At 36.0% G+C, this 23,461-nt stretch carries 22 protein-coding genes; 11 read left to right on the forward strand and 11 right to left on the reverse strand.

The window, feature by feature from the left end; all coding sequences use genetic code 11:
• Positions 1-52 precede the first annotated feature (52 nt).
• Positions 53-1,315, forward strand: coding sequence for a Y-family DNA polymerase (locus tag ACZ1JT_RS04735; RefSeq protein WP_465095010.1), 1,263 nt, complete (start codon positions 53-55; stop codon positions 1,313-1,315).
• The gene (locus ACZ1JT_RS04740) at positions 1,309-1,746 is read left to right on the forward strand and encodes a LexA family protein (RefSeq protein WP_465095011.1); all 438 of its coding nucleotides are present in this window, start codon (positions 1,309-1,311) and stop codon (positions 1,744-1,746) included. The genes ACZ1JT_RS04735 and ACZ1JT_RS04740 overlap by 7 nt, the downstream gene beginning before the upstream one ends.
• Here the strand turns inward: ACZ1JT_RS04740 and ACZ1JT_RS04745 are convergent.
• Both ACZ1JT_RS04745 and recJ read right to left on the reverse strand, forming a co-directional pair.
• Positions 1,743-3,005, reverse strand: coding sequence for an MFS transporter (locus tag ACZ1JT_RS04745; protein ID WP_465095012.1), 1,263 nt, complete (start codon positions 3,003-3,005; stop codon positions 1,743-1,745). The two genes, ACZ1JT_RS04740 and ACZ1JT_RS04745, sit on opposite strands and share 4 nt — an antisense overlap.
• Complete coding sequence (recJ, locus tag ACZ1JT_RS04750) at positions 2,998-4,695, reverse strand: single-stranded-DNA-specific exonuclease RecJ (RefSeq protein ID WP_465095013.1); 1,698 nt, start codon at positions 4,693-4,695, stop codon at positions 2,998-3,000. The genes ACZ1JT_RS04745 and recJ overlap by 8 nt, the downstream gene beginning before the upstream one ends.
• A 120-nt stretch (positions 4,696-4,815) precedes the next feature.
• On the opposite strand from recJ, the gene ade reads away from it, so the two are divergent.
• On the forward strand, positions 4,816-6,438 hold the full coding sequence (gene ade, locus ACZ1JT_RS04755; protein ID WP_465095014.1) for an adenine deaminase: 1,623 nt from the start codon (positions 4,816-4,818) through the stop codon (positions 6,436-6,438).
• A 3-nt stretch (positions 6,439-6,441) separates the two neighbouring features.
• Here the strand turns inward: ade and ACZ1JT_RS04760 are convergent, their stop codons facing one another.
• From ACZ1JT_RS04760 to ACZ1JT_RS04770, 3 genes are all read right to left on the reverse strand, one after another.
• On the reverse strand, positions 6,442-6,864 hold the full coding sequence (locus tag ACZ1JT_RS04760) for an OsmC family protein (protein WP_465095015.1): 423 nt from the start codon (positions 6,862-6,864) through the stop codon (positions 6,442-6,444).
• Between the two features lie 62 nt (positions 6,865-6,926).
• Complete coding sequence (gene rsmI / locus ACZ1JT_RS04765; RefSeq protein WP_465095016.1) at positions 6,927-7,601, reverse strand: 16S rRNA (cytidine(1402)-2'-O)-methyltransferase; 675 nt, start codon at positions 7,599-7,601, stop codon at positions 6,927-6,929.
• Positions 7,602-8,552, reverse strand: coding sequence for a hypothetical protein (locus ACZ1JT_RS04770; protein ID WP_465095017.1), 951 nt, complete (start codon positions 8,550-8,552; stop codon positions 7,602-7,604). It abuts the gene before it with no gap.
• Between the two features lie 194 nt (positions 8,553-8,746).
• Between ACZ1JT_RS04770 and ACZ1JT_RS04775 the strand changes: the two genes are divergently transcribed.
• From ACZ1JT_RS04775 to ACZ1JT_RS04810, 8 genes are all read left to right on the forward strand, one after another.
• Entirely contained in the window at positions 8,747-9,376 is a 630-nt protein-coding gene (locus ACZ1JT_RS04775) for a thymidine kinase (RefSeq protein WP_465095018.1), read from the forward strand.
• 3 nt (positions 9,377-9,379) lie between these two features.
• The gene (locus ACZ1JT_RS04780; RefSeq protein WP_465095019.1) at positions 9,380-11,815 is read left to right on the forward strand and encodes a bifunctional UDP-N-acetylmuramoyl-tripeptide:D-alanyl-D-alanine ligase/alanine racemase; all 2,436 of its coding nucleotides are present in this window, start codon (positions 9,380-9,382) and stop codon (positions 11,813-11,815) included.
• 83 nt (positions 11,816-11,898) lie between these two features.
• On the forward strand, positions 11,899-12,324 hold the full coding sequence (gene mscL, locus ACZ1JT_RS04785; RefSeq protein ID WP_465095020.1) for a large conductance mechanosensitive channel protein MscL: 426 nt from the start codon (positions 11,899-11,901) through the stop codon (positions 12,322-12,324).
• 151 nt (positions 12,325-12,475) lie between these two features.
• Complete coding sequence (locus ACZ1JT_RS04790) at positions 12,476-13,465, forward strand: aspartate-semialdehyde dehydrogenase (RefSeq protein ID WP_465095021.1); 990 nt, start codon at positions 12,476-12,478, stop codon at positions 13,463-13,465.
• Positions 13,466-13,532: 67 nt separating this feature from the next.
• On the forward strand, positions 13,533-13,883 hold the full coding sequence (locus tag ACZ1JT_RS04795; RefSeq protein ID WP_465095022.1) for a hypothetical protein: 351 nt from the start codon (positions 13,533-13,535) through the stop codon (positions 13,881-13,883).
• A 55-nt stretch (positions 13,884-13,938) separates the two neighbouring features.
• A complete protein-coding gene (locus ACZ1JT_RS04800) occupies positions 13,939-16,143 on the forward strand; it encodes a TonB-dependent receptor (protein WP_465095023.1) in 2,205 nt (734 codons plus the stop codon).
• Between the two features lie 56 nt (positions 16,144-16,199).
• Entirely contained in the window at positions 16,200-16,877 is a 678-nt protein-coding gene (locus ACZ1JT_RS04805; protein WP_465095024.1) for a carboxypeptidase-like regulatory domain-containing protein, read from the forward strand.
• A gap of 8 nt (positions 16,878-16,885) precedes the next feature.
• Positions 16,886-17,887: a transglutaminase domain-containing protein gene (locus tag ACZ1JT_RS04810; protein WP_465095025.1), complete on the forward strand. Its 1,002-nt coding sequence runs from the start codon at positions 16,886-16,888 to the stop codon at positions 17,885-17,887.
• A gap of 38 nt (positions 17,888-17,925) precedes the next feature.
• Here ACZ1JT_RS04810 and ACZ1JT_RS04815 read toward each other — a convergent pair whose 3' ends face one another.
• From ACZ1JT_RS04815 to ACZ1JT_RS04840, 6 genes are all read right to left on the reverse strand, one after another.
• Positions 17,926-18,726: a TIGR00266 family protein gene (locus tag ACZ1JT_RS04815; RefSeq protein WP_465095026.1), complete on the reverse strand. Its 801-nt coding sequence runs from the start codon at positions 18,724-18,726 to the stop codon at positions 17,926-17,928.
• Positions 18,727-18,805: 79 nt separating this feature from the next.
• Positions 18,806-19,627 carry an SDR family NAD(P)-dependent oxidoreductase gene (locus ACZ1JT_RS04820; RefSeq protein WP_465095027.1) on the reverse strand — a complete coding sequence of 274 codons (822 nt, stop codon included), beginning with the start codon at positions 19,625-19,627 and terminating at the stop codon, positions 18,806-18,808.
• A gap of 1 nt (position 19,628) precedes the next feature.
• Positions 19,629-20,390 (reverse strand): monofunctional biosynthetic peptidoglycan transglycosylase, encoded by a 762-nt coding sequence (gene mtgA / locus ACZ1JT_RS04825; RefSeq protein ID WP_465095028.1) that lies wholly within the window; start codon positions 20,388-20,390, stop codon positions 19,629-19,631.
• Positions 20,390-21,502: an NAD(P)/FAD-dependent oxidoreductase gene (locus tag ACZ1JT_RS04830; protein ID WP_465095029.1), complete on the reverse strand. Its 1,113-nt coding sequence runs from the start codon at positions 21,500-21,502 to the stop codon at positions 20,390-20,392. Before ACZ1JT_RS04830 ends, mtgA begins: the two co-directional genes overlap by 1 nt.
• Positions 21,503-21,507: 5 nt before the next feature.
• On the reverse strand, positions 21,508-22,194 hold the full coding sequence (locus tag ACZ1JT_RS04835) for a DedA family protein (protein WP_465095030.1): 687 nt from the start codon (positions 22,192-22,194) through the stop codon (positions 21,508-21,510).
• 20 nt (positions 22,195-22,214) lie between these two features.
• Complete coding sequence (locus ACZ1JT_RS04840; protein ID WP_465095031.1) at positions 22,215-23,453, reverse strand: dicarboxylate/amino acid:cation symporter; 1,239 nt, start codon at positions 23,451-23,453, stop codon at positions 22,215-22,217.
• Positions 23,454-23,461: the final 8 nt, after the last annotated feature.

Consider the following 23,461-nt stretch of genomic DNA (forward strand, 5'->3'; position numbering starts at 1 on the left):
GCTGTTCATAAATTTTGAACAGCCTTTTTTCTTTTCTCCGTACCTTTACACTATGTATGCTTTAGTTGATTGTAATAATTTTTACGCTTCCTGCGAGCGTGTTTTTCAACCTCAGTTTGTAGGGAAACCTATTGTGGTTTTATCCAACAATGACGGTTGCATCATTTCGCGCAGTGAAGAAGCTAAAGCACTTGGCATACCCATGGGTGCGCCGGAATTTAAAGTTCGGGAAGAACTAAAAAAAAATAATGTTATCGTCTTTTCGTCTAATTATACCTTATATGGTGATCTTAGCGGGCGCGTGATGACTATCTTACGGGATTTCACTCCAAATGTGGAAGACTACAGTATCGATGAAGCTTTTCTAAATTTCGAGGGTTTGAACATAACCGATTACCATGCCTACGGTTTACAAATTCGAAAACGGCTTTACAAATGGCTAGGACTACCGGTTTGTGTGGGTATTGCTCCTACCAAAACACTAGCAAAACTTGCAAATCGCATTGCTAAAAAATTCCCAGAAAAAACATTAGGTTCGCATGTCATCGATACCGACGAAAAACGAATCAAAGCTTTAAAATGGTCGAAAATAGAAGATGTTTGGGGTATCGGCTATCGCTTGTCGAAAAAAATGAAAGCCAAAAACATACACACAGCTTACGATTTTATTCAACCCGAAAATGAAGCGTGGATAAAAATGGTAATGGGAGTTTTAGGAAAACGCATGCTAAGCGAGCTCAAAGGCATTCCGGTTTTAGATTTGGAAACCCCTTTAGAAAACAAAAAAAGCATTGCCATTACCCGAAGTTTTAAAACCAAACTCACCCAGCTTCAGGATTTAAAAGAACGCGTTTCCACATTTGGAACAGTATGCGCCGAAAAACTGCGCAAACAAAATTCTTGTTGCTATTCCATAATTGTGTTTTTGGCAAAAGATCCTCACAAAACAACAGGCAGAACATATTACAGCCGAACAGAAACTCTGCCCTTTGCTACAAATTCTAATTTAACCATAAGTATGTTAGCTGTGGAAATGTTGGAGAAATTATATGAGCCCAATCAAAGTTATATGAAAGCTGGGGTGATTGTAACGCAAATTATTCCACAAAATCAAAAACAGTTTCATTTGTTTGAAGAAGAAAATCCGAAGCATCAGAAACTCATGGAAGCCATAGACAAATATCATTCAAAAATAGGGCAACGTAAAATTCGTTTAGGCAATCAGGATTTGCAACAAACCTGGATTATGAATCAAAATTTTCTATCTAAAAATTACACTACCAATATAAAAGACGTGATTACTGTAAAATGCTAACCGAAAAACCCAAAATAATTGTATTCCAAGCCGAAGAAAATAATTCTTCTGCTATTCCTTTTGTTAGCAGTGGTATTAAAGCAGGTTTTCCATCGCCAGCCGCAGATTTTGACGGAACTAAAATAAGTCTAGACACTATTGTAGTGAAACACAAAGAAGCCACATTTTATGCTAAAGCCAGTGGTAATTCAATGATTGGTGCTGGAATTGATGATGGAGACATCTTGGTAATTGACCGAAGTTTAGAACCCGCTCATAACAAAATTGCTGTTTGTTTCATTAATGGCGAATTTACCGTGAAACGAATTCAAATTGAAAAAGATTGCGTCTATCTTATTCCAGAAAATAAAGATTACGAGCCAATAAAAGTCACAGAAGACAACGAATTACTTATCTGGGGAATTGTTACACACGTTTTAAAAACCCTTTAAGCTGCTTCATCTGCATCGGCATCAATAGTAAGATTTCGAAATTTAGGTGAAACCACCGATGTAGTAACGACCACAACAATAGTCATAATCCCACCAAAAACTACTGCGGGTACAACACCCCCCATAATTTTGGATGTAAAACCACTTTCGAAAGCACCTAATTCATTCGAAGAACCTACAAAAATGGAATTTACAGAAGACACCCTCCCCCTCATATGATCAGGAGTATACATTTGAAGAATGGTTTGGCGAATAACAACCGAAATCCCATCGGTAACGCCACTTAAAAACAAGGCTACAACAGAAATCCAAAAATTAGTAGAAAGTCCAAATACAATAATACAAACCCCAAAACCAAAAACTGCAGCAAGTAACTTTTTACCCGCATTTTGATTTAAAGGCATAGATGTAGCAATTAACATCGTAATTAAACCGCCAACCGCTGGAGCAGCACGCAATATCCCGAATCCTTCCGAACCAACTTTCAAAATATCCTGTGCAAAAACAGGCAATAAAGCCACAGCTCCACCAAATAAAACAGCAAACATATCTAGTGAAATTGCATTCAGAATGGTTTTATGCTGAAATACAAAAGATATACCTTCCTTTAAACTTTTGGTTATAGGTTCCCCAATTTTGGGATTCAAAATGGGTTTAGGTTGAATTTGAAATAAAATAAACACGGCGATTAAAATACAACTTACAACAAAAACCATGGAATAAAATACTCCAATCCAGCCAATTGCAAAACCTGCTAAGGCCGGACCAAAAACAGCCGCAATTTGCCAAGTTGAACTACTCCACGCTGCAGCATTAGCATAGTTCTTCTTTTCTACTATTAATCCTAACAAACTGAATACAGACGGGATAATAAATGCTCTGATAAATCCGCCTAGAAAAACCAAGGCATAAATTCCGTAAAGCAAAACAGACTTCGAAAATGAAACTGAAATAGTTGGGTTGACCAACAAACACAATAACAAACTTATAATGGCTAATCCTGAAACACATTTAAGTAACATACCTCGTTTTTCATTCTGATCTACAATGTGACCGGCAAACAAAGCCATACTAATGGCTGGAATTACTTCCATCAAGCCAATCAAACCCAACGAAAACGGACTTTTTGTAATACTATATACTTCCCATTCAATTAACACAAACTGCATAGACCAAGCCAGTACAATAGCCAGTCGCATGAGAAGAAACCAACGAAACTCCTTTACTTTTAAAGAAGAAAACGGATCATTTTTACGCATTATCTTTAATATCTCTTAATCGCAATTGCAAGGAAACCGTTCCGTTCCATTCGTTTTCATCTACCGAGAAAACAGCCGCAAAAGCTTTTTTATTTTCGGTTAATTCTTTCTTATCAGCCAAGCCAAAACCAACAGCATTAAAACTATCGGAGTTGTTTTGTTTTACGTATAATTTTAAATGTTCTTCGTTACTCCCTATCTTCTTCCCATAACCACTATCTTTTAGATTATGGGCTAAAAAAACAGGTGACATATTCTCTGGACCAAAAGGTTCAAATTGCTTTAAAATGCGGAAGAATTTGGGCGTAATTTCATGTAACGCTAATTCGGCATCTATCGAAATTTCCGGAACTAACATATCCGGATGTATGGTTTGAGACACCACTTGTTCGAAAGCCTGTTTGAATTTCTCATAATTTCCCTCTTTCAAGGTCATTCCAGCCGCATACATATGTCCTCCAAATTGTTCTAAATATTCCGAACATGCTTCTAAAGCATTATATACATCAAAATTTTTAACAGACCGAGCCGAAGCAGCTAGTTTATCGCCGCTTTTGGTAAACACCAAGGTTGGTCGATAGTATGTTTCTGTTAAACGTGATGCTACAATCCCAATAACACCTTTATGCCAATCTTCTTTATACACTACAGTTGTCGAGCGATTTTCTTCATTGTTAGTAATAATCTGCTCTAGGGCTTCGGTTGTAATTTGTTTATCGAACTCCCGTCGATCTGCATTAAACGTTTCAATTTGTGCAGCAAAGGCAGAGGCTTGTTCTAAATTAAACTCCGTTAAAAGCTCGACTGCATAATTACCATGTTTGATACGTCCGGCAGCATTTATCCTCGGAGCAATCACAAAAACCACATCGGTAATAGATAAGGTTTGTCGTTTTAAGTTTTGAACTAAAGCCTTAATCCCCGGTCTGGGATTCGTATTAATTACTTCCAATCCAAATTTTGCCAATACGCGATTTTCTCCCGTAATCGGAACAATGTCCGCTGCAATAGCAGTGGCCACCAAATCAAGATAAGGTACTAAATCTTCAATCGTTTGATTCCGGTTTTGCGCCAAGGCCTGAATTAGTTTAAACCCGACCCCACACCCACACAATTCATCATAAGGATAACTGCAATCCTCTCTTTTGGGATCTAGTACCGCAACCGCATCGGGCAAGGTATCTCCTGGTCTATGGTGATCACATATAATGAAATCGATATTTTTAGACTTTGCGTATGCCACATGATTTATAGATTTTACACCACAATCTAACGCAATAATTAATGAAATACCATTGTCATCGGCAAAATCAATTCCTTGATACGAAACACCGTACCCTTCATTATAACGATCCGGAATATAGGTCGCAACATTAGGGTAAAAACTTCTTAAATACGACGATAGTAAGGAAACAGCCGTGGTACCATCTACATCATAATCACCAAAAACCAAAATCATTTCTTCGTTTTGAATGGCTTGTTCAATGCGTGCAACAGCCTTATCCATATCTTTCATTAAATACGGATCATGTAAATCTTCTAAAGAAGGGCGAAAAAAAGATTTGGCTTGTTCATATGTTTCAATACCGCGTTGCAATAAGAGTGTTGCTATAATGGCATCTACCTGAAGTGCGTCTTGTAAGGCTTGTATTTTTTCTTTTTCTGGCTTCGATTTTAAATTCCAACGCATAAACTAATTTTTAAAGGCTATAAAGTATTACTCCCTCAAAATTAAACTAAAAAATGTAAATTCTAGATGCAACTAAATAAATTATTCTATTTTTGAATTTCAACTCGTATAAAGACAAAAATGCAGATTCAAGGACAAATAGTAGACATTCAAAACAAACGAATTTACGCTGGAGAGCTTACCATAAAAGACGGAAAAATTGTTACCATCACAGAAAAAGAACATGATGTAAAAACATATATTTTACCCGGATTTATTGATGCGCATATTCATATTGAAAGCTCGATGTTGGTTCCTTCTGAATTTGCCAAATTAGCGGTTTTACACGGAACCGTAGGAACCATTTCCGATCCGCATGAAATTGCAAATGTTTTAGGAAAAGATGGGGTATACTATATGGTTGAAAACAGCAAACAAGTACCTCTTAAATTTCATTTTGGCGCTCCTTCGTGTGTACCGGCAACTTCTTTTGAAACTGCTGGGGCTGTTATTGATTCTGAAGGTATTAAAGAACTATTAGCTTCTCCAGATATCCATTATTTGGCCGAAATGATGAATTATCCAGGTGTGTTATTTGATGATGAAGAAGTACTAAAAAAAATAGCTTGGGCTAAACATTTCAAAAAACCCGTAGACGGACACGCTCCGGGATTACGCGGTGATGCGGTAAAAAAATATATTGCCGCTGGAATTTCTACAGATCATGAGTGTTTTACTTATGAAGAAGCCAAAGAAAAATTATCGCTGGGCATGAAAGTTATTATCCGTGAAGGAAGTGCCGCAAAAAACTTTGAAGCTTTAATCGACTTGTTACCGGAAAACTTCGAAAACATGATGTTTTGTTCCGACGACAAGCATCCGGACGACCTAATTGTTAGTCATATTAACGCGCTTTGTGCAAGAGCCGTTGCTAAAGGAATGGATATCTTTAAAGTGCTGCAAGTTGCATGTATAAACCCGGTCAAACATTACAACATGAATATCGGACTCTTGCAAGAAAACGATGCTGCCGATTTCATTGTAGTGGAAGACTTAACACATTTCAACGTGCTTCAAACCTACATCAACGGAACATTAGTTGCAGAAAATGGTGTTTCGTTTGTACCCGATATTACTTTTGAAACGCCTAACAATTTCAACACTTCAACTAAAAAGACAACGGATTTCAAGGCACAAAGTTCAGCTTCTAAAATACGCGTAATTGAAGCCTTAGAAGGTCAGTTGATTACCAACGAAATTCATCACCCTTCATGCATTCAAAACGGAAATCTAGTTTCAGATGTTGCTACAGATATTTTAAAAATGGCTGTAGTCAACCGCTATCAAAATGCTGAACCTGCCATCGCTTTTATTAAAAATTTCGGATTAAAAAAAGGAGCTATTGCCAGTTCGGTTGCGCACGATTGCCATAACATTGTGGTTGTAGGTACTTCCGATGAAGAAATTTGTGCTGCCGTGAACCTTCTCATCGAAAACAAAGGTGGTGTTTGTGCAGTAAACGGTTCGGAACAAAAAGTATTACCGCTTCCTGTAGCCGGAATTATGAGCGATAAAGACGGTTGGACGGCAGGAAAATTATATCAGGAAATTGACCAAATGGCGAAAGATTTAGGCAGCCCATTAAAAGCACCATTTATGACACTGTCGTTCATGGCGTTACTGGTAATACCCGATTTAAAATTATCGGACAAAGGATTATTTAGTGGAAATACCTTCTCTTTTGTAGATTTAGAAATGGCCTAATAGTTAGGATTTATGAAATAGAATCTTAATTTCAATTTTCGCAAACTGACGAAACATTTCCATAACGCCACAATATTTTTCAACGGATAAATCTACAGCACGTTGCAATTTTGCTTCGTTTAAATTGGCTCCGTAAAAATGGTACTCCAACACAACGCTGTCGTACACCTTAGGATGTTCTTCGGTAAGGTTGGCTATGGTTTCAATTTTAAAATTTTCAACTTCCAGCTTCATCTTTTCGATTAATGAAGCTACATCCAATCCAGTACAACCCGCCAAAGCCGATAACATTAATGCTTTAGGGCGAAAACCTTTACCATCGCCACCATTTTCTGGACCGGCATCAATTAGCATGACATCACCACTTGGGTTAGTCGATTCGAATTGCATTTTTCCTTTCCAGGTTGTGGTTACATTATGTTCCATTTGTTGCGTTGTTTATTTAGCAATTTGAAATTCTTAAAAACTGTTGATTGAACCTGTTTGGCCTACTGTTTCTTCCCTCCTACGCAAACCACAATTTCACCTTTGGCTGGTTTGGCTTCGAAATGTTTTAGTACCTCTTCGGCGGTTCCGCGAACAGTTTCTTCGTGCAATTTGGATAATTCTCTGGAGACAGAAACCAATCGTTCTGCTCCAAAATATTGTACAAATTCTGCTAGGGTTTTATTTAGTTTATGAGGAGAAACATAGAAAATCATAGTGCGATACTCTTCCGAAAGCGCTAAAAAACGAGTTTGTCTTCCTTTTTTATCGGGAAGAAAACCTTCGAAAACGAACTTATCATTAGGCAATCCGCTGTTAACCAATGCCGGCACAAAAGCAGTAGCTCCCGGCAAACACTCTACGGCAACACCGTTTTCCACGCATGCTCTTGTGAGCAAAAAACCCGGATCTGATATGGCTGGAGTTCCAGCATCGGAAATTAGCGCAATAGTTTCACCGGTTTGCATGCGTTTTACCAAATTTTCAACCGTTTTATGCTCGTTGTGCATGTGGTGGCTGTGCATTGGCGTGGCAATTTCAAAATGTTTAAGTAGTTTACCGCTGTTACGCGTATCTTCAGCTAAAATTAAATCGACTTCCTTCAAAACCTTAATGGCTCTAAAAGTCATATCTTCTAGATTCCCTATGGGTGTGGGCACCAAATACAATTTTCCCATTTAAGCGAATTTTTTTTCAACCAATTCCATGAATCGGCTGCTATATTCGTCTTTTCCATCCCAATTATTGTAATCCGGTTTTACCAAATCCACAATAAAATCTTTGGCTTCTTGAAAAGTGTCCATAGTGTTCAATTGGGATAATACACGATTTAAATCTTCACCACTTCCGCCAAAAAGATGTTTTTCGAAAGCGATGCGGTCATTAAGTCCCAACGAAATCGTTTTGTTAAATTTATCGTTTAAAGATGCTGCCTTGTATTCTTTTTTCTCCTTTTCAATCTCCGCCTTAATCGTTTCTAGAGGTCGGCCTGCATTCGATTCCTCCACAACAACTTCAGTTACTTTGGTTTCTACTTTAGGTTCTTCAATTTTATCAAATACAACATCAGCTGCTTTCTCTACTGCAGCAGGAACATCATCTACTTTAACAAATTCAGGTTCTTTATAGGTATCACCCAACAAATCTTCTAAAGAAATCTGTTTTTGGGTTTCTGTTTTTACCTCTTCAACAACTTGTTCTTCTTCATGAACGGGTTCGAATAAAGGTTCGATTACCTCATCGTGAACGTCTTCTATTACTTTTGGTTCTTCTTCTCCTTCCTCTTCTGTTTCCAAATCGGCTTCAGTAATTTTCTCTTCCAGTATCTTCTCTTCAGCAACTGGGATTTCAACGGCTTGTGGTGAGGTTTCCACAATTTCTTCACTCGCAATTACTACTGGAGCCACATTGGGAACTTCATCATAAACACTTTCAATTTTTTGTTCCAACTCTTCGTGAGAAAGTGTTGGCTTTAAAGCTTCGAAGTTTTCTTCATAAAAACGAAGAATGGACAATTTCTCGTATAATTTTTGCGTTTCCTGATGCAACAGCACTACATCTTCTTTTCCTTTAAGTTTTAAAATTCTGTGTGCAATACTAATTAATTCGGCTTCTAATCTTTTCTTCATAACTTTTCTGAATTTATACGGAGCAACGCAATGTTTCTTATTATTTATCTTTCCTCAATTTATTTCAGGCAAGGAAAGGAAAACCTTTGATAATTTTTTCTATTTTTGAAGCAATGTAAAAATAGAAAAATTATTGATTTGTTTCAATTACAAATCTAAACAGAAATTTTTCTGTTACGCTTGAAAATTACAAAATGTTTCTCGAAAATACAGTAAATCATAAAGAGCAATTTGGATGGATTGAAGTCATCTGCGGATCTATGTTCTCGGGTAAAACTGAAGAACTAATACGCCGATTGAAACGCGCACAGTTTGCCAAACAAAAGGTGGAAATTTTCAAACCATCTATAGACACCCGTTATCACGACGAAATGGTTGTTTCGCACGACTCCAATGAAATTCGTTCTACGCCCGTTCCTGCAGCTGCTAATATTCGTATTTTAGCGCAAGGCTGTGATGTGGTAGGCATTGATGAAGCACAGTTTTTTGATGATGAAATTGTATCTATCTGTAATGATTTAGCCAATTCTGGAATACGCGTAATTGTTGCTGGATTGGACATGGATTTTAAAGGAAATCCGTTTGGCCCAATGCCTGCTTTAATGGCTACTGCCGAATACGTTACTAAAGTTCATGCTGTTTGCACCCGAACTGGAAACCTAGCCAATTACAGCTTTAGAAAAGCACAAAGTGATAGTCTTGTTTTTCTTGGTGAAACCGAAGAATACGAGCCTTTAAGCAGAGCTGCTTATTACAACGCCATGAAAGAAATGGCAGAAAGAGAAGGCAAAAACAGTTCGAAAAACAAAAATAACCCTACTTAAATTTTGAGTTTACTTCTAAAAAATATTGTCCCGGTCATTCACGCCAAATGCTTTGGGAAAGAAGACACATGTGTTATCGACAATGTTTCGATAGACAGTCGTTCACTTCAAAACAATAGTGGCACTTTATTTTTTGCTTTAGTAGGACAACATCACGACGGACACCAATACATAGCAGAATTAGTAGAAAAAGGAGTTGTAAATTTTGTAGTGCAACAAATTCCTTCAAAATATTCTAATCAAGCCAATTTTTTATTGGTAGACGATACGTTAACCGCCTTACAACAATTTGCCGCTTACTACCGACGATTATTCGATTTTCCGGTAATTGGAATCACAGGCAGCAACGGCAAAACCATTGTAAAAGAATGGCTCAATTTCCTTTTAAGCAGTGAATATAATATTATACGAAGTCCGAAAAGTTACAATTCGCAAGTTGGCGTTCCGCTTTCGGTAATCGGTATTAATGAAAAACACGATTTAGGGATTTTTGAAGCCGGAATTTCATTAGTCGGTGAGATGGCTAATCTGGAAAAAATAATCCAACCTACAATCGGTGTCTTAACCAATATTGGATCAGCACACAACGAAGGGTTTTGTTCTGAAGACGAAAAAATTCAGCAAAAGCTAAAACTGTTTGACAACACACCTCTGCTTATTCTTCAAAGAAACAAGAACATAGAAGCTTTTGTAAAACCTTCCACAAAAACCTTTACTTGGAGTTTTGACGACACAGCAGCTAATGTTGTATTGACTAAAAAAACAGCGAACTCTTTTAACGTGATATACAACGGAACTACTTTTTCAATAGAAATTCCGTTTCACGATAAAGCATCTGAAGAAAATGCCATTACATGTTTAATGGTAATGCTGCATCTGAATTACAACATTTCAACCATACAAGAGCGCATCGCTAATTTATACCCTGTTGAAATGCGTTTGCAGGTTAAAAACGGAATTAACCATTGCACCATCATTGACGACAGTTACAGTTCCGATTACCAATCGCTAAAAATTGCATTAGACTTTTTAGAACAGCACAAAACACATCAAAAGAAAACCGTAATTCTTTCTGATATTTTTCAAAGCGGGTTTTCTGCCGAAGAGCTTTATGCAAAAGTTGAAAAATTACTTATGCATAACAACATCAATCGTGTTTTTGGCATTGGTGATAATATTGGAAAACATTTAAGTCATTTTCCTAATTTCACTTCGTTTGCCACTACGCAAGATTTCATAAGTCATTTTAATGCTAACGAATTTGAATACGAAACCATTTTAATTAAAGGTTCACGTAGTTTTCAGTTTGAAGAAATTGTGGTTTTACTTGAAGAAAAAACCCATGAAACGGTTTTGGAAATCAACCTGAATGCTATAAGTCATAACCTTAACTTTTACCGTTCAAAACTTAAACCGGAAACTAAAATGATGGCTATGGTAAAGGCCTTTGGATACGGTAGCGGGAGTTTTGAAATAGCCAAATTATTAGCCCATCATAAAGTAGATTATTTAGGTGTGGCTTTTGCCGATGAAGGTATTGCATTACGTAATGCTGGTATAACCATGCCAATTATTGTAATGAATCCCGAAAATAGCGCCTTTGCTGCAATGATAGCTTATCAGTTAGAACCAGAAATTTATTCAATTTCGGTATTGAAGAAGTTCATCGCGTTAGCCCAGCAAAAAAATCTTTACAACTATCCTATTCATATTAAGTTCGATACAGGAATGCATCGATTAGGGTTTGAAGAATCCGACTTAATCGAACTAACCAGCATTCTTAAAAACAATAATCTGATAACGGTAAAAAGTATTTTTTCACACTTATCTTCTAGTGATGTACCTGAATTTAGAGAGTTCACCTTATCGCAAATCCATAAATTTGAACATTGGTCGAATCAACTTTGCAAAAGTTTAGATATTAACCCAATTTGTCATATTTTAAATACCTCGGGCATCTACCATTTCGCAGAATTCCAGTACGACATGGTACGTTTAGGAATTGGCCTTTATGGCGTTGGCAATGATCCAGAAGAAATGACGCATCTGGAAAATGTAGGAACCCTAAAAACTATTATTCTTCAAATAAAAGATATTCCAACAGGTGACAGTGTAGGGTATAGCAGAAAATTCAGAGCTAAAAAACCTATGCGTTCTGCAACAATTCCTATTGGTTATGCCGATGGTATTCCGAGAAGTTGGGGAAACGAAAAAGGTTATGTGGTAATCAACCACCAAAAAGCACAAATTATTGGTAATATCTGCATGGACATGCTTATGGTTGACGTTACCGAAATTGACTGTACCGAAGGTGACACTGTAGTGGTTTTCGGAAAGTCGCCACGTGTTACTGAACTAGCCCATGCAATAGGTACAATTCCTTATGAAATTTTAACTAGCATATCGCATCGGGTAAAACGTGTTTTCTACAAAGAGTAAGTTTATTTTCCACAAATTGTTAAAATGTAATTTAAATTTTATTAATTTAGTGTTAAAGATATTTTTAACTAAAATCAAATTATATGGGATTTATTTCTGAGTTTAAAGAATTTGCTATGAAGGGCAACCTAGTCGACATGGCAATTGCTTTTGTAATGGGGGGTGCTTTCGGAAAAGTAGTTACTGCTTTTGTAGAAAAAATGTTTGCTCCTATTATTGGTCTAATCATGGGTGGTATAGACCTAAATGACAAAAAATTTATTCTTAAAGATGGTGTAGCCGAAGTTAAAGATGCTGCCGGAGCCATTGTTACTCCTGCAGTTACTGAAGTAGCTATCGAATGGGGAGCTTTTTTAACTGCTCTTATCGACTTTATCATTGTAGCATTTGTAATGTTCTTGATCATCAAAGCTATGAACAAAATGAAAAAACCAGAACCAGCACCTGCTCCATCTGGTCCAACTCAAGAAGAATTATTAGGTGAAATCAGAGATTTATTAAAAAAATAATCCGCTACACACATATTCTAACTTAACCACGCCAAAGAGCGTGGTTTTTTTATTTCATAATAGCATTTATTTTCTGCATTAGCACTTTTTAACATTCCAATTGTATTAATTTTGCATTACTAAATAACACTAATAAAACACACTAAATAAAATGAAAGTAGCCGTTGTAGGTGCCACCGGTATGGTTGGTGAAGTAATGCTTCAGGTTTTAACCGAAAGAAATTTTCCTGTAACCGAATTAATTCCAGTTGCTTCAGAACGTTCTGTTGGGAAAGAAATCGAATTTAAAGGAAATACATTTAAGGTGGTTAGCATGCAAACAGCGGTAGATATGAAACCGGAAATTGCTATTTTCTCTGCTGGTGGTGATACATCTAAAGAATGGGCTCCAAAGTTTGCTGAAGCAGGAACTACTGTTATTGACAACTCATCGGCTTGGCGAATGGATCCAACAAAAAAATTAGTTGTTCCAGAAATCAATGCTTCCATTTTAACTAAAGAAGATAAAATTATTGCCAATCCGAATTGTTCAACCATTCAAATGGTAATGACTTTAGCGCCATTACACCAAAAATACGATATCAAAAGAATAATTGTATCTACTTACCAATCGATTACCGGCACGGGAGTTAAAGCGGTTCGTCAATTGGAAAACGAATATGCAGGAGTACAAAGTGAAATGGCTTACAAATATCCTATTCACCGAAATGCCATCCCTCAATGCGATGTTTTCGAAGATAACGGCTACACTAAAGAAGAAATGAAACTCGTTAGAGAAACTCAAAAAATACTTAACGACAAAACAATTGCTGTAACGGCAACTGCAGTACGTGTTCCGGTTGTTGGCGGACATAGTGAAGCGGTTAATGTAGAATTTGAAAACGATTTTGAAATTAGCGAAGTACGTTCTATCCTTCACAACACTCCGGGAATTACCCTTCAAGATAATATTGATACCTATACCTATCCGATGCCTCTATACGCTGAAGGAAAAGATGATGTATTTGTTGGCCGCATCCGAAGAGATGAAAGTCAGCCAAACACACTTAACATGTGGATTGTTGCCGACAATTTGCGAAAAGGAGCAGCAACCAATGCTGTTCAAATTGCCGAATATTTGGTAGCACATCATCTGGTATAATTCGAAACAGAAAATGAAAGACCGATTCACTTTTTTGAGTGAATCGGTTTTTTTAAATTTGTGAGATATGAATCGAAAACTACAACAAACCAGTATCGTAACCCTGATTGCATTATTGTTCGCAATATTGTTTCAATCGGTGCATTCGTACGAACACTTGGCAAAGTTAGTTTCCGAAAAACAATGTCATCACCATTATGCTATTTCGAAAACGGAATTTTCACACAACCATCATGACATTGACACCTGTTTTACTTGTGAATTTTCATTTAGCAATTTCATTCCTGTTGCCTTTTTTGAATTTTCATTCTTAACCAAAATCAACTTTAATAGCGCCTCTTTTTCAGTAACTGAAAAAACACTGGTTTTCTCAAAACGCTATTTTTCGCTTCGCGCCCCTCCTTGTTGTATTGCATAAATTTTTACTGAGCAATCAGTCATACATTTTATACAATATTTCAAAATAAAAATCCATGAAATTTTTACTTGCTACCCTTTTTACAGGGTTTTCACTATTTGTCAACGGACAAAACATTCTTGTTGGTACTATCACCGATCACAACAACAAACCTATAGAAGGCATATTTGTTTCATTGCCCGATATTCACAAAGAAACCGTTTCGGATGTTTCGGGAAAATTTGAACTAACCGATTTACCTAATGGCCACTTTAGCATCACTTTTTCAGGTATTGGATATACTTATAAAACCACTTTTGTCGAACTTAAAACATCAAAAACCGAATTAAATATTGTACTCGAAGAAAGCATTACCCATATGGACGAGCTCATTGTTTCGACTGTTTTCAACAAATTGCAATCGCAAAACGTAATGAAGGTAGAACACAAAACCATAACGGAACTGCAACAAAAAGGCAGTGCTACCTTAATAGAAGGATTAGCTACCATTCCGGGTGTATCTCAAATTGCTACCGGAACTTCCATTGGTAAACCTGTGATTCGAGGTTTGAGTGGAAACCGTGTTTTAGTTTATTCGCAAGGTGTTCGGGTAGAAAACCAACAATTTGGGGAAGAACATGGTTTAGGAATGAGTGATGCCGGAGTAGAAAGCGTGGAAGTTATTAAAGGTCCTGCATCGCTTTTATACGGTTCTGATGCTTTAGGAGGTGTATTATATTTTAATCCCGAGAAGTTTGCAAAAGAAAATACTTTTTCTGGAAATTTCAATCAGAAACTGTTTTCCAATACGCAAGGAAGCAATTCAACATTTGGCATAAAATCGTCATCCGATCATTGGAAATTTTTAACCCGAGCCAGTTATTCAACCCACGCCGATTATAAAGTCCCAACTGGTGAACGCGTTACAAACACTCGTTTCATAGAAAAAGACTATAAAATTGGACTTGGCTATTCGGATACGTATTACACTTCGGAGTTTCGATACAATTACAACAATTTAAATATTGGGCTTCCGGATTTAGAAATTCCGCAAAGCCATTTCAGAACACCATTGTATCCGAAGCAAGATATTGACAATCATCTTTTGAGTTGGCATCAGAAATTTTTCTTCAAAAATTCAAAACTGGAAACCGATTTAGGCTATTCCTATAACAACCGAAAAGAATTGGAAACAGCTAATACTGTAGCGTTACACATGAAACTAAAAACGGCCAGTTACAACGTAAAGTATTTTTTACCAAAAATTGGCAAACTGGAAACAATTATTGGGTTACAAGGTTTAAATCAGATTAACATTAACGAAGGTTCGGAGTTATTAATTCCAGATGCCACTACAAACGATATTGGGGTTTTGGTTACTTCAAACTACGAATGGAATTCCAGCACCATTCAAGCAGGAATTCGATTTGACAACCGAAAAATAAACACCGAAACACACGGTAACGAAGGTGAAGAAAACTATTTTAAAGCTGTTGACAGAAGTTTCGACAGTTTTAATGCCTCACTTGGTTATAAAACGAAAATTAAAAAAACCATAACAGCTCGGCTCAATATTGCTTCAGGTTTTCGAGCGCCTAACTTAGCCGAATTAACTTCCAACGGAATTCATGAAGGCAGCAACCGTTATGAAATTGGAAAGGCATCTTTAAAGAAAGAACAAAACATTCAAACCGACCTTAATTTAGAATATGGAAATGCTCATTTTGAGTTTTTTGCCAACGGTTTTTACAACCTCATCAATAATTATATTTTCCTTTCACCAAATGGAGGAACTCTTGACGGATTTTTAGTTTACGATTACAATCAGGCTAATGCGGCTCTTTATGGTGGCGAATTAGGAATTCATTTTCATCCTCATCCCTTAGACTGGTTACACTGGGTTAGCACTTTTGAAAATGTTACGGGAAAAAGAAGTGATGGCAACTACTTACCTTTGATTCCGGCGAACAAATTATCGAATACACTTCGAACTGAATTTGACATTAGCAATCGCATTCAAAAAGGATATGCTTCATTAAATGTGGATTATATTTTCAATCAGAATCACATTAGTGAATTTGAAACCAAGTCGAATGACTACACCTTGTTAAATGCAGGTTTGGGAGGTAAAATTATTTTCAACAACTTGAAGTTCGACTTAAATATTAGTACCAATAATCTTTTAAACAAAACCTATATTGCACACCTATCACGATTGAAAAGTGATGGAATTCCTAATATCGGAAGGAATATTGTTCTTGGGCTAAACTTTAATTTTTAAATAAATTCACCTAGAATAGAAGATTTTTTTATCTTACATACTTTAAACGAGCTGTTATGAAAAATAATTTCAACCTCCATATAGAGTTGCCATGCTCTCAAGATTTTGACACTTTTAACCCTACTGCTAAAGGCGGTTTTTGTAATTCATGCAAGAAAGAAGTAATTGATTTCACAAAGGCATCTCCTGAAGAAATTCTTGGGTATTTTAAAAACAAAAGAAGCAATGACGTTTGTGGAAGATTTAAAACCGATCAAGTTACCAACCATAATAAATCGATTGTAAAGAAAAAACCTTTTTTTCAATTTTTAAGTGGAATTGGATTTGCTTGTATATCTTTTTTCAACAGTTCAGCCATACAAGCTCAGGAAATTAAAAAACAAAACACCTCTGACGCGAATAACATAAAAACAGAAGACATAAATGAACAAGAATACATTTCGGTTAAAGGAATTGTAACTGAAGGAGGTTTACCTTTACCCGGCGTAAGCGTTGTTATTGATGGGACTATTACTGGTACTCAAACAGATATGGATGGCAACTTTGCATTTACTAAAAAACTTAAAAAAGGAGATGTACTGGTTTTCAGTTTTATTGGTATGCAATCGAAAAAAGTAACAATTAATAACGAAAACTCTAATTTAGATGTGGAATTAGAAGTTAGTATGGAAACATGTGATATTATTATGATGGGTAAAGTAGCTAAAAAAGGTGTTTATTCTTCAAAAAAATAAGTTTTCAAATGAAAGTCTATTTGTTTTTCATCTTACTCTTCACATCAGTAATTAATGCCCAAATCTCGGATTTTAATGCTGTAAACTTTACTATAGCCGACAATGTCGCTAAACTAAATAATGGTGAAACTCTAGAAAACTTACCTGTTCTTTCACACAAACTCACTAACAAACTCAACACTGACATTGAAAAATTTAGAGCGCTTTTCTATTGGATTTGTGACAACATTAAAGGGGATGATTCTCAAAATACTAAAATTATAAATAACAGAAGAAAGTTTAAAAACGACAGTTTATCTTATATAGAATGGAATACCAAATTCCAAAAAAAAGTCTTTAAAAGTCTATTTAAGCACAAAAAGACAACATGTACTGGATATGCATATTTACTCAAAGAATTATGCTTTTTTGCAAATATTGAATGTGAAATCATTAATGGCTTTGGGAGAACCATCGATGAAAATGTTGAATCATTAGATTTAGTAAACCATTCTTGGAATGCTGTCAAATTAGACAATAAATGGTATTTATGTGATACAGGATGGGCAAGCGGTTATTTAGATTCTAAATCAAATTTTATTAAAGAATTCAATGAGGGCTATTTTTTAACTGACCCCAACTTATTCGCAAAAAGTCACATTCCCATTGAGCAAAAATGGATGCTGTTTAACGAGACATCACAAACAAAAAGCATGCTCCCGCCAATTGTATATGGCGAAACCTTTAAATTAAAGGTCGATCCTATTACGCCAAACAATATGATTGTGAATTGCAAAGTAGGCGATGTTATTAATTTTGGTTTTAAAAACCTTGACAACAATAAACATATCCCTTCTTTAGTTTTATTAAACCATGGAAAAGAAACTCCATATAACATATATTACATACAACACAATAATGAGTTAACAACTTTTAAGTGCCAGTTTAACAAGAAAGGGAACTTCGACGTTCATCTTAAAGTAGAAAACAATATTATTGCAACTTATATTCTAAAAGTAGAAGACAATTAATTAAAATAAAAAACCGCTCATCAGAGCGGTTTTTTTTATTAGAATCGATTATCGCCATCTAATAGATTTCCTAAACCACCTAGCAAACTGCCTTCACCTCGGTCTTTTCCACCCATTTGTGGCGCACTCTGAATAACTCTATCGGCTAATCGACTAAATGGTAGTGATTGAATATATGCAACTCCGGGTCCTTGAAGCGTTGCAAAAAACACTCCTTCACCACCAAAAATTGTATTTTTAATTCCGCCGATAAATTCAATATCGTAATGAACATCTTTAGTAAAACCAACAATACAACCGGTATCTACTTTTAAAATCTCTCCAGGTTGTAACTCTTTACGGGCTAATGTTCCTCCTGCATGTATAAAAGCCATTCCATCACCTTCTAATTTCTGCATGATGAAACCTTCACCGCCAAATAAGCCGCGTCCTAGTTTTCTGGAAAAGTCAATTCCAACAGCAACTCCTTTTGCAGCGCATAGGAAAGCATCTTTTTGACAAATGAATTTTCCACCGTATTTATTTAAATCAATAGGTACAATTTTTCCAGGATATGGAGATGCAAACGAAACTTTGCGTTTTCCACTGTCTTGATTCATATATGCGGTCATGAACAAACTCTCACCGGTTAATACTCTTTTACCAGCCGATAACAACTTACCAAACAAACCGCTTTGTTGTCCTGATCCGTCACCAAAAATAGTTTCCATTTTGATGCCGTTTTCCATCATCATAAAACTACCTGCTTCAGCTACTACAACTTCTTGCGGATCCAGTTCAATTTCTACATATTGCATTTCTTCACCATAAATATGGTAATCGATTTCGTGTGATGTCATAATTTAAAAATTTACCTATTAGACGATGTCTTGTATGAAATGTTACTTTTTAAAAAAACAAAAAAGAACTTTTAGATTATTAGAATTTACCCAAAACCGATTTTCGAATAACACTATTAAAGATACGATAACCCAATCGTGCCCTAATTTGCTTCATAAATTTAGCGTCGAATCCAATAGCGTATCTCCTGAAGCTTTTAGACGGGTTACAGGCTATCTCAAATAGGGCCTGTGTAATTTGAGGTGTTAAATTGGTATTCTTTTTAGACTTTTTATTAAGCAATTCCGAGATTTTATGCATCATGCGCTCATAGGAAGGAATTCCTCCTGTTTCCGATTTAACCACGTGAGCTTGAAAAGCCGTTGGTGCATTTCCGAATTGTACCGTGGCTACACTAATATTAAATTCGAGTAACTCATACGCCATACATTCTGAAAAACTTTCTACAGCAGTTTTAGTGGAATGATAAAAACTTCCAAGCGGTAGATTAACCAATCCGGCTACTGATGAGATGTTGATGATTTGCCCATATCCTTGTTGGCGTAAAACCGGAATAAATGCACGACATACTTTTACTACTCCTAACCAATTGACATTAACGATATTTTGAATTTTGTCGTCTTCAGAAAGTTCAACAAAACTTCGGTAACCAATACCCGCATTGTTAATAATAACATCTATGGAATTATGGTTTTTAAGAATTGCTGTTTTAGCACTTTCAATATTTTCAGTAGAAGTTACGTCTAAAATATAACTGCTTACATTAGGCAATGCCACAGTATCTTTACCGTGTTCAAAGCAAGTCATTGTAGCAATAACATGCCAACCATTTTCAGAAAAATACTTTGCTGTTTGTTGCCCTATTCCACTAGAAGCCCCTGTAATTAGTACTGTTTTCATGTTATTCGGATTTTTCATCGTAAGATATTTTTCCAACAAATCGCATAACACGAACAATTTTATCTTTACGCTTATTAGTATAGGCAGAAGAATTGGTAGCTTTAAATTTTCTTGGATTGGGCAGAATTGCGGCAATTCCAGCGGCTTCATACTTCGTTAAATCTTTAGCATCTTTATGATACCAGTATTCTGATGCTGCTTGTGCTCCGTATACGCCATTACCCATTTCAATACTATTGAGATATACTTCCATGATACGCTCTTTACCCCAAATAAGTTCGATAAGTACTGTAAAATAAGCCTCTAGTCCTTTTCGAAGATAACTTCTTCCTTGCCAAAGAAAGACATTTTTAGCTGTTTGTTGCGAAATTGTGCTTCCTCCCTTTAATTTTTTTCCTTTTTGATTACTTTCATAGGCATTCGCCAAAGCTTTAAAATCGAAACCATTATGCTTTAAAAAATTACCATCTTCACTGGCAATAACTGCCTTTTGCAAATTCACTGAAATATCTTCAAGCGGAACCCAGTCATGATTTAAAAATACTTCTTTGTCATCATGTGTGTTTTCTATGGCGCGAATTACCATTAACGGCGTAAAAGGTACTGGCACAAATTTAAACAATACCACAAAGAATATGGAAAGACCAAAACACCATAAACAAAACTTGAATAAAAAGCGTAATAGTCTTGATCCAAAACTTCTGTTTTGAGATTTAGGTGTTGTTTTTTTAGGTTGTTTTTTGGTTGCTTTTCTAGTTGCCATTATACTAAATCTGCTAATTCTTGTCCGACTAAGCTTCCAATGGCTACACCCATACCGCCCAATCGTACACCACAATACACATTTTGTGACATTTGTTCAACAATAGGTTTTTTATGCGAACCCAACCCCATAATTCCACTCCATCGGTGTGCAATTTTAAATTCGGTATTCGGTAAAATAACTTCTTTCAATAAGGTTTCAAGACGGTTCTGAATTGTTTCGGTTAACCCGAATTCGGCAGTGGTTTCTCCATCAAAATCAAGATTTCTTCCGCCACCAAACAAAATTCTGTTTTCAATATTTCTAAAATAGTAATACCCTCCGTCGATATGAAATGTTCCTTTAATATCTAAATTCTCAATTGGTTCTGTAATTAAAACTTGAGCGCGAGCCGGTCTAACAGCTCCATTTGTAATAGCGCCTGCAAAACCATTAGTAGCAAATAATATTTTTTTGGAAACAAAGCTAAAAGCATTGGTTTGAATAGATACTCCGCTACCTATCTCTTGAAAATCGGTTACTGTTTGATTGTTTAAAATGAGAATGTTTTCTGAAACGGCTTGCTTTAATAAAGCCTGCATCATGTTGCCGGTATCAATTTGACCTTCAAAGGGATTAAAAATAAGATACTCGTGAATACCCTTAAAATTAAAACGATCGAGTTCTTTCCCAAAAACATCACTTCGGAAAAGCGGTTTTAAAATATCATTAATGAATGGCATTTTTTGCAAACATTCTGTATAACTGCTTTCGTCATCTTTTAGAAACAATTCATATCCGCCATACGGTTTAAAATCGATTACGGCATCACCCAATCGCTTACGAAGTAGCTGCAATCCGTTCCAACGCTTTTGAATCAATTGAATTACTTCCTCTTCGGTATGATTTTTTAAATCTTCTATGATTTCAGAAAGACTCCCAAAACAAGCAAAACCTGCATTTTTGGTACTAGCTCCTTCAGGCAAAGCACCTTTTTCAAGCACAAGAATCTTACTTTGCGGAAAACGTTCACGCAAACGCAAAGCAGTATGAAGTCCAACTATACCACTTCCAACAACGGTATAATCTACGTTGGAAAACCAATTTTTCAGCTCCCAATAACTCACATTCATTCTCTTTATTTTCTTGTTTTGAATTTATTTTTAAGTGTGTTAAGTACCACTGGAAAAGTGGAAATAATGATTATTCCAACTACAATCAACTCGATATATTTTTTTAAATCGATTTGATGATTTTCTAGTAAATACGTGTAAAGATAATGTCCTGAAAAAATCAGTACAAAAGCCCATAAAAAAGAACTCAAAATGTTATAAAACATAAATTTCTTTTTTTCCATTTGCACTATCCCTGCAACAATTGGGGCGAAAGTTCTGATGATTGGTAAAAAACGAGCAAAAACAATAGCACGTCCTCCGTGTTTTTCAAAAAACAAACGTGATTGAATAAGGTATTTTTTCTTAAACCAGAAATTATCTTCTTTAGAATATAGAAAGTGGCCGCTTTTGGCTCCAAACCAATACCCGAAAATGTTTCCTATTATACCTGCAACTCCAACAAGAGACGACAATACTGCTACATTAGTGAATTCATTATCAATAACAAACAATTCGCGCATTAATACTTCGCTGTAGATTCCGCTAAGAAACAACAAACTATCGCCTGGAAGAAAGAAACCGGCAAACAAACCTGTTTCTGCAAACACAATAAACAGTACTACATAGATACCAATATGATGTCCTGCAATTTCAAGGTTAATATAAAATTCTGGATTGAGTAATTGTGTCCAGTGAAAATCTTCCTTCATCGGGATTATATTTTATAAGTTTAACTAACTGTTTTAGATTCCCATTTATCTACCGCACTGGTTGCCAAAGCATTCCCCAAAACATTGGTCATACTTCTAGCCATATCGCAAAAATGGTCAATAGGTAAAATTAAAGCGATACCTTCAGGTGGTATACCAAACATCGCACATGTAGCCACCACAACTATCAGTGACGCTCTAGGCACTCCAGCTACTCCTTTACTCGTTAGCATTAAAACTAAGAGCATGGTTAATTGTTTATCTAGAGGCATATCGATACCGTAGACTTGTGCAATGAATATACTTGCGAAAGTCATATACATCATACTGCCATCTAAATTGAATGAATATCCTAAAGGTAATGTAAACGAAACAATTCGTGGCTGACATCCAAAACGTTCCATTTCCTCCACCATTTTTGGAAAAACAGCTTCACTACTTGTTGTAGAAAATGCAATAAGCAACGGACTCTTAATTCGTTTCAACAATGTCCATAAACGCTTGCCCAAAATCATATATCCTACCGCTAATAGCAATATCCAAAGCACCACAATTCCAATAGCAAATGCAAAAAGATAGTTGGCATACAAACTAAAAATCTCAAACCCATAATTCGCTACAGCCGAAGCAACTGCACCAAAAACACCTAAAGGAGCTGCCCACATAATATAGGTTACCATTTTTAAAACTACATGTGAAATAGAATCTAATAATTTAAGAATGGGTTTCGCTTCTTTTTTACTGAAAGCAGACAATGCAATACCGAAAAGAATAGAGAATATTACAATTTGAAGAATTTCATTTGTGGCAAAAGCTTCAAAAATACTTTTAGGAAATACGTGCTTTACAAATTCTTCCAAAGAAAAAGACGATGTTTTTTCTAGCAATTCTGATGCGGAAGAAGTGTCTTCCATTTTTATAGACGTTCCTTTTCCAGGAGCAAGAACATTAACCAAAGTCATTCCTAGTAGCAAAGAAACCAAGGACGCTGTAATAAACCAAGCCATAGCCTTACCTCCAACACGACCAACCATTTTCATATCACCCATTTTGGCAATTCCGACCACTAAGGTAGAAAATACCAAGGGCGCAATAATCATCTGAACCAAACGAATAAATATGGTTCCGAATAGTTTGATATTTTTAGAAAAAACAACTTTTGAATCTGGGAATTGGTAATGTATGAATCCTCCTAAAACCACACCTAAAATAAGTGCGACAATAATGGCTATAAAAAGTTTATTATTATTGTTTTTCACTGCAAATT

Source organism: Flavobacterium sp. IC2-16 (assembly GCF_055521455.1).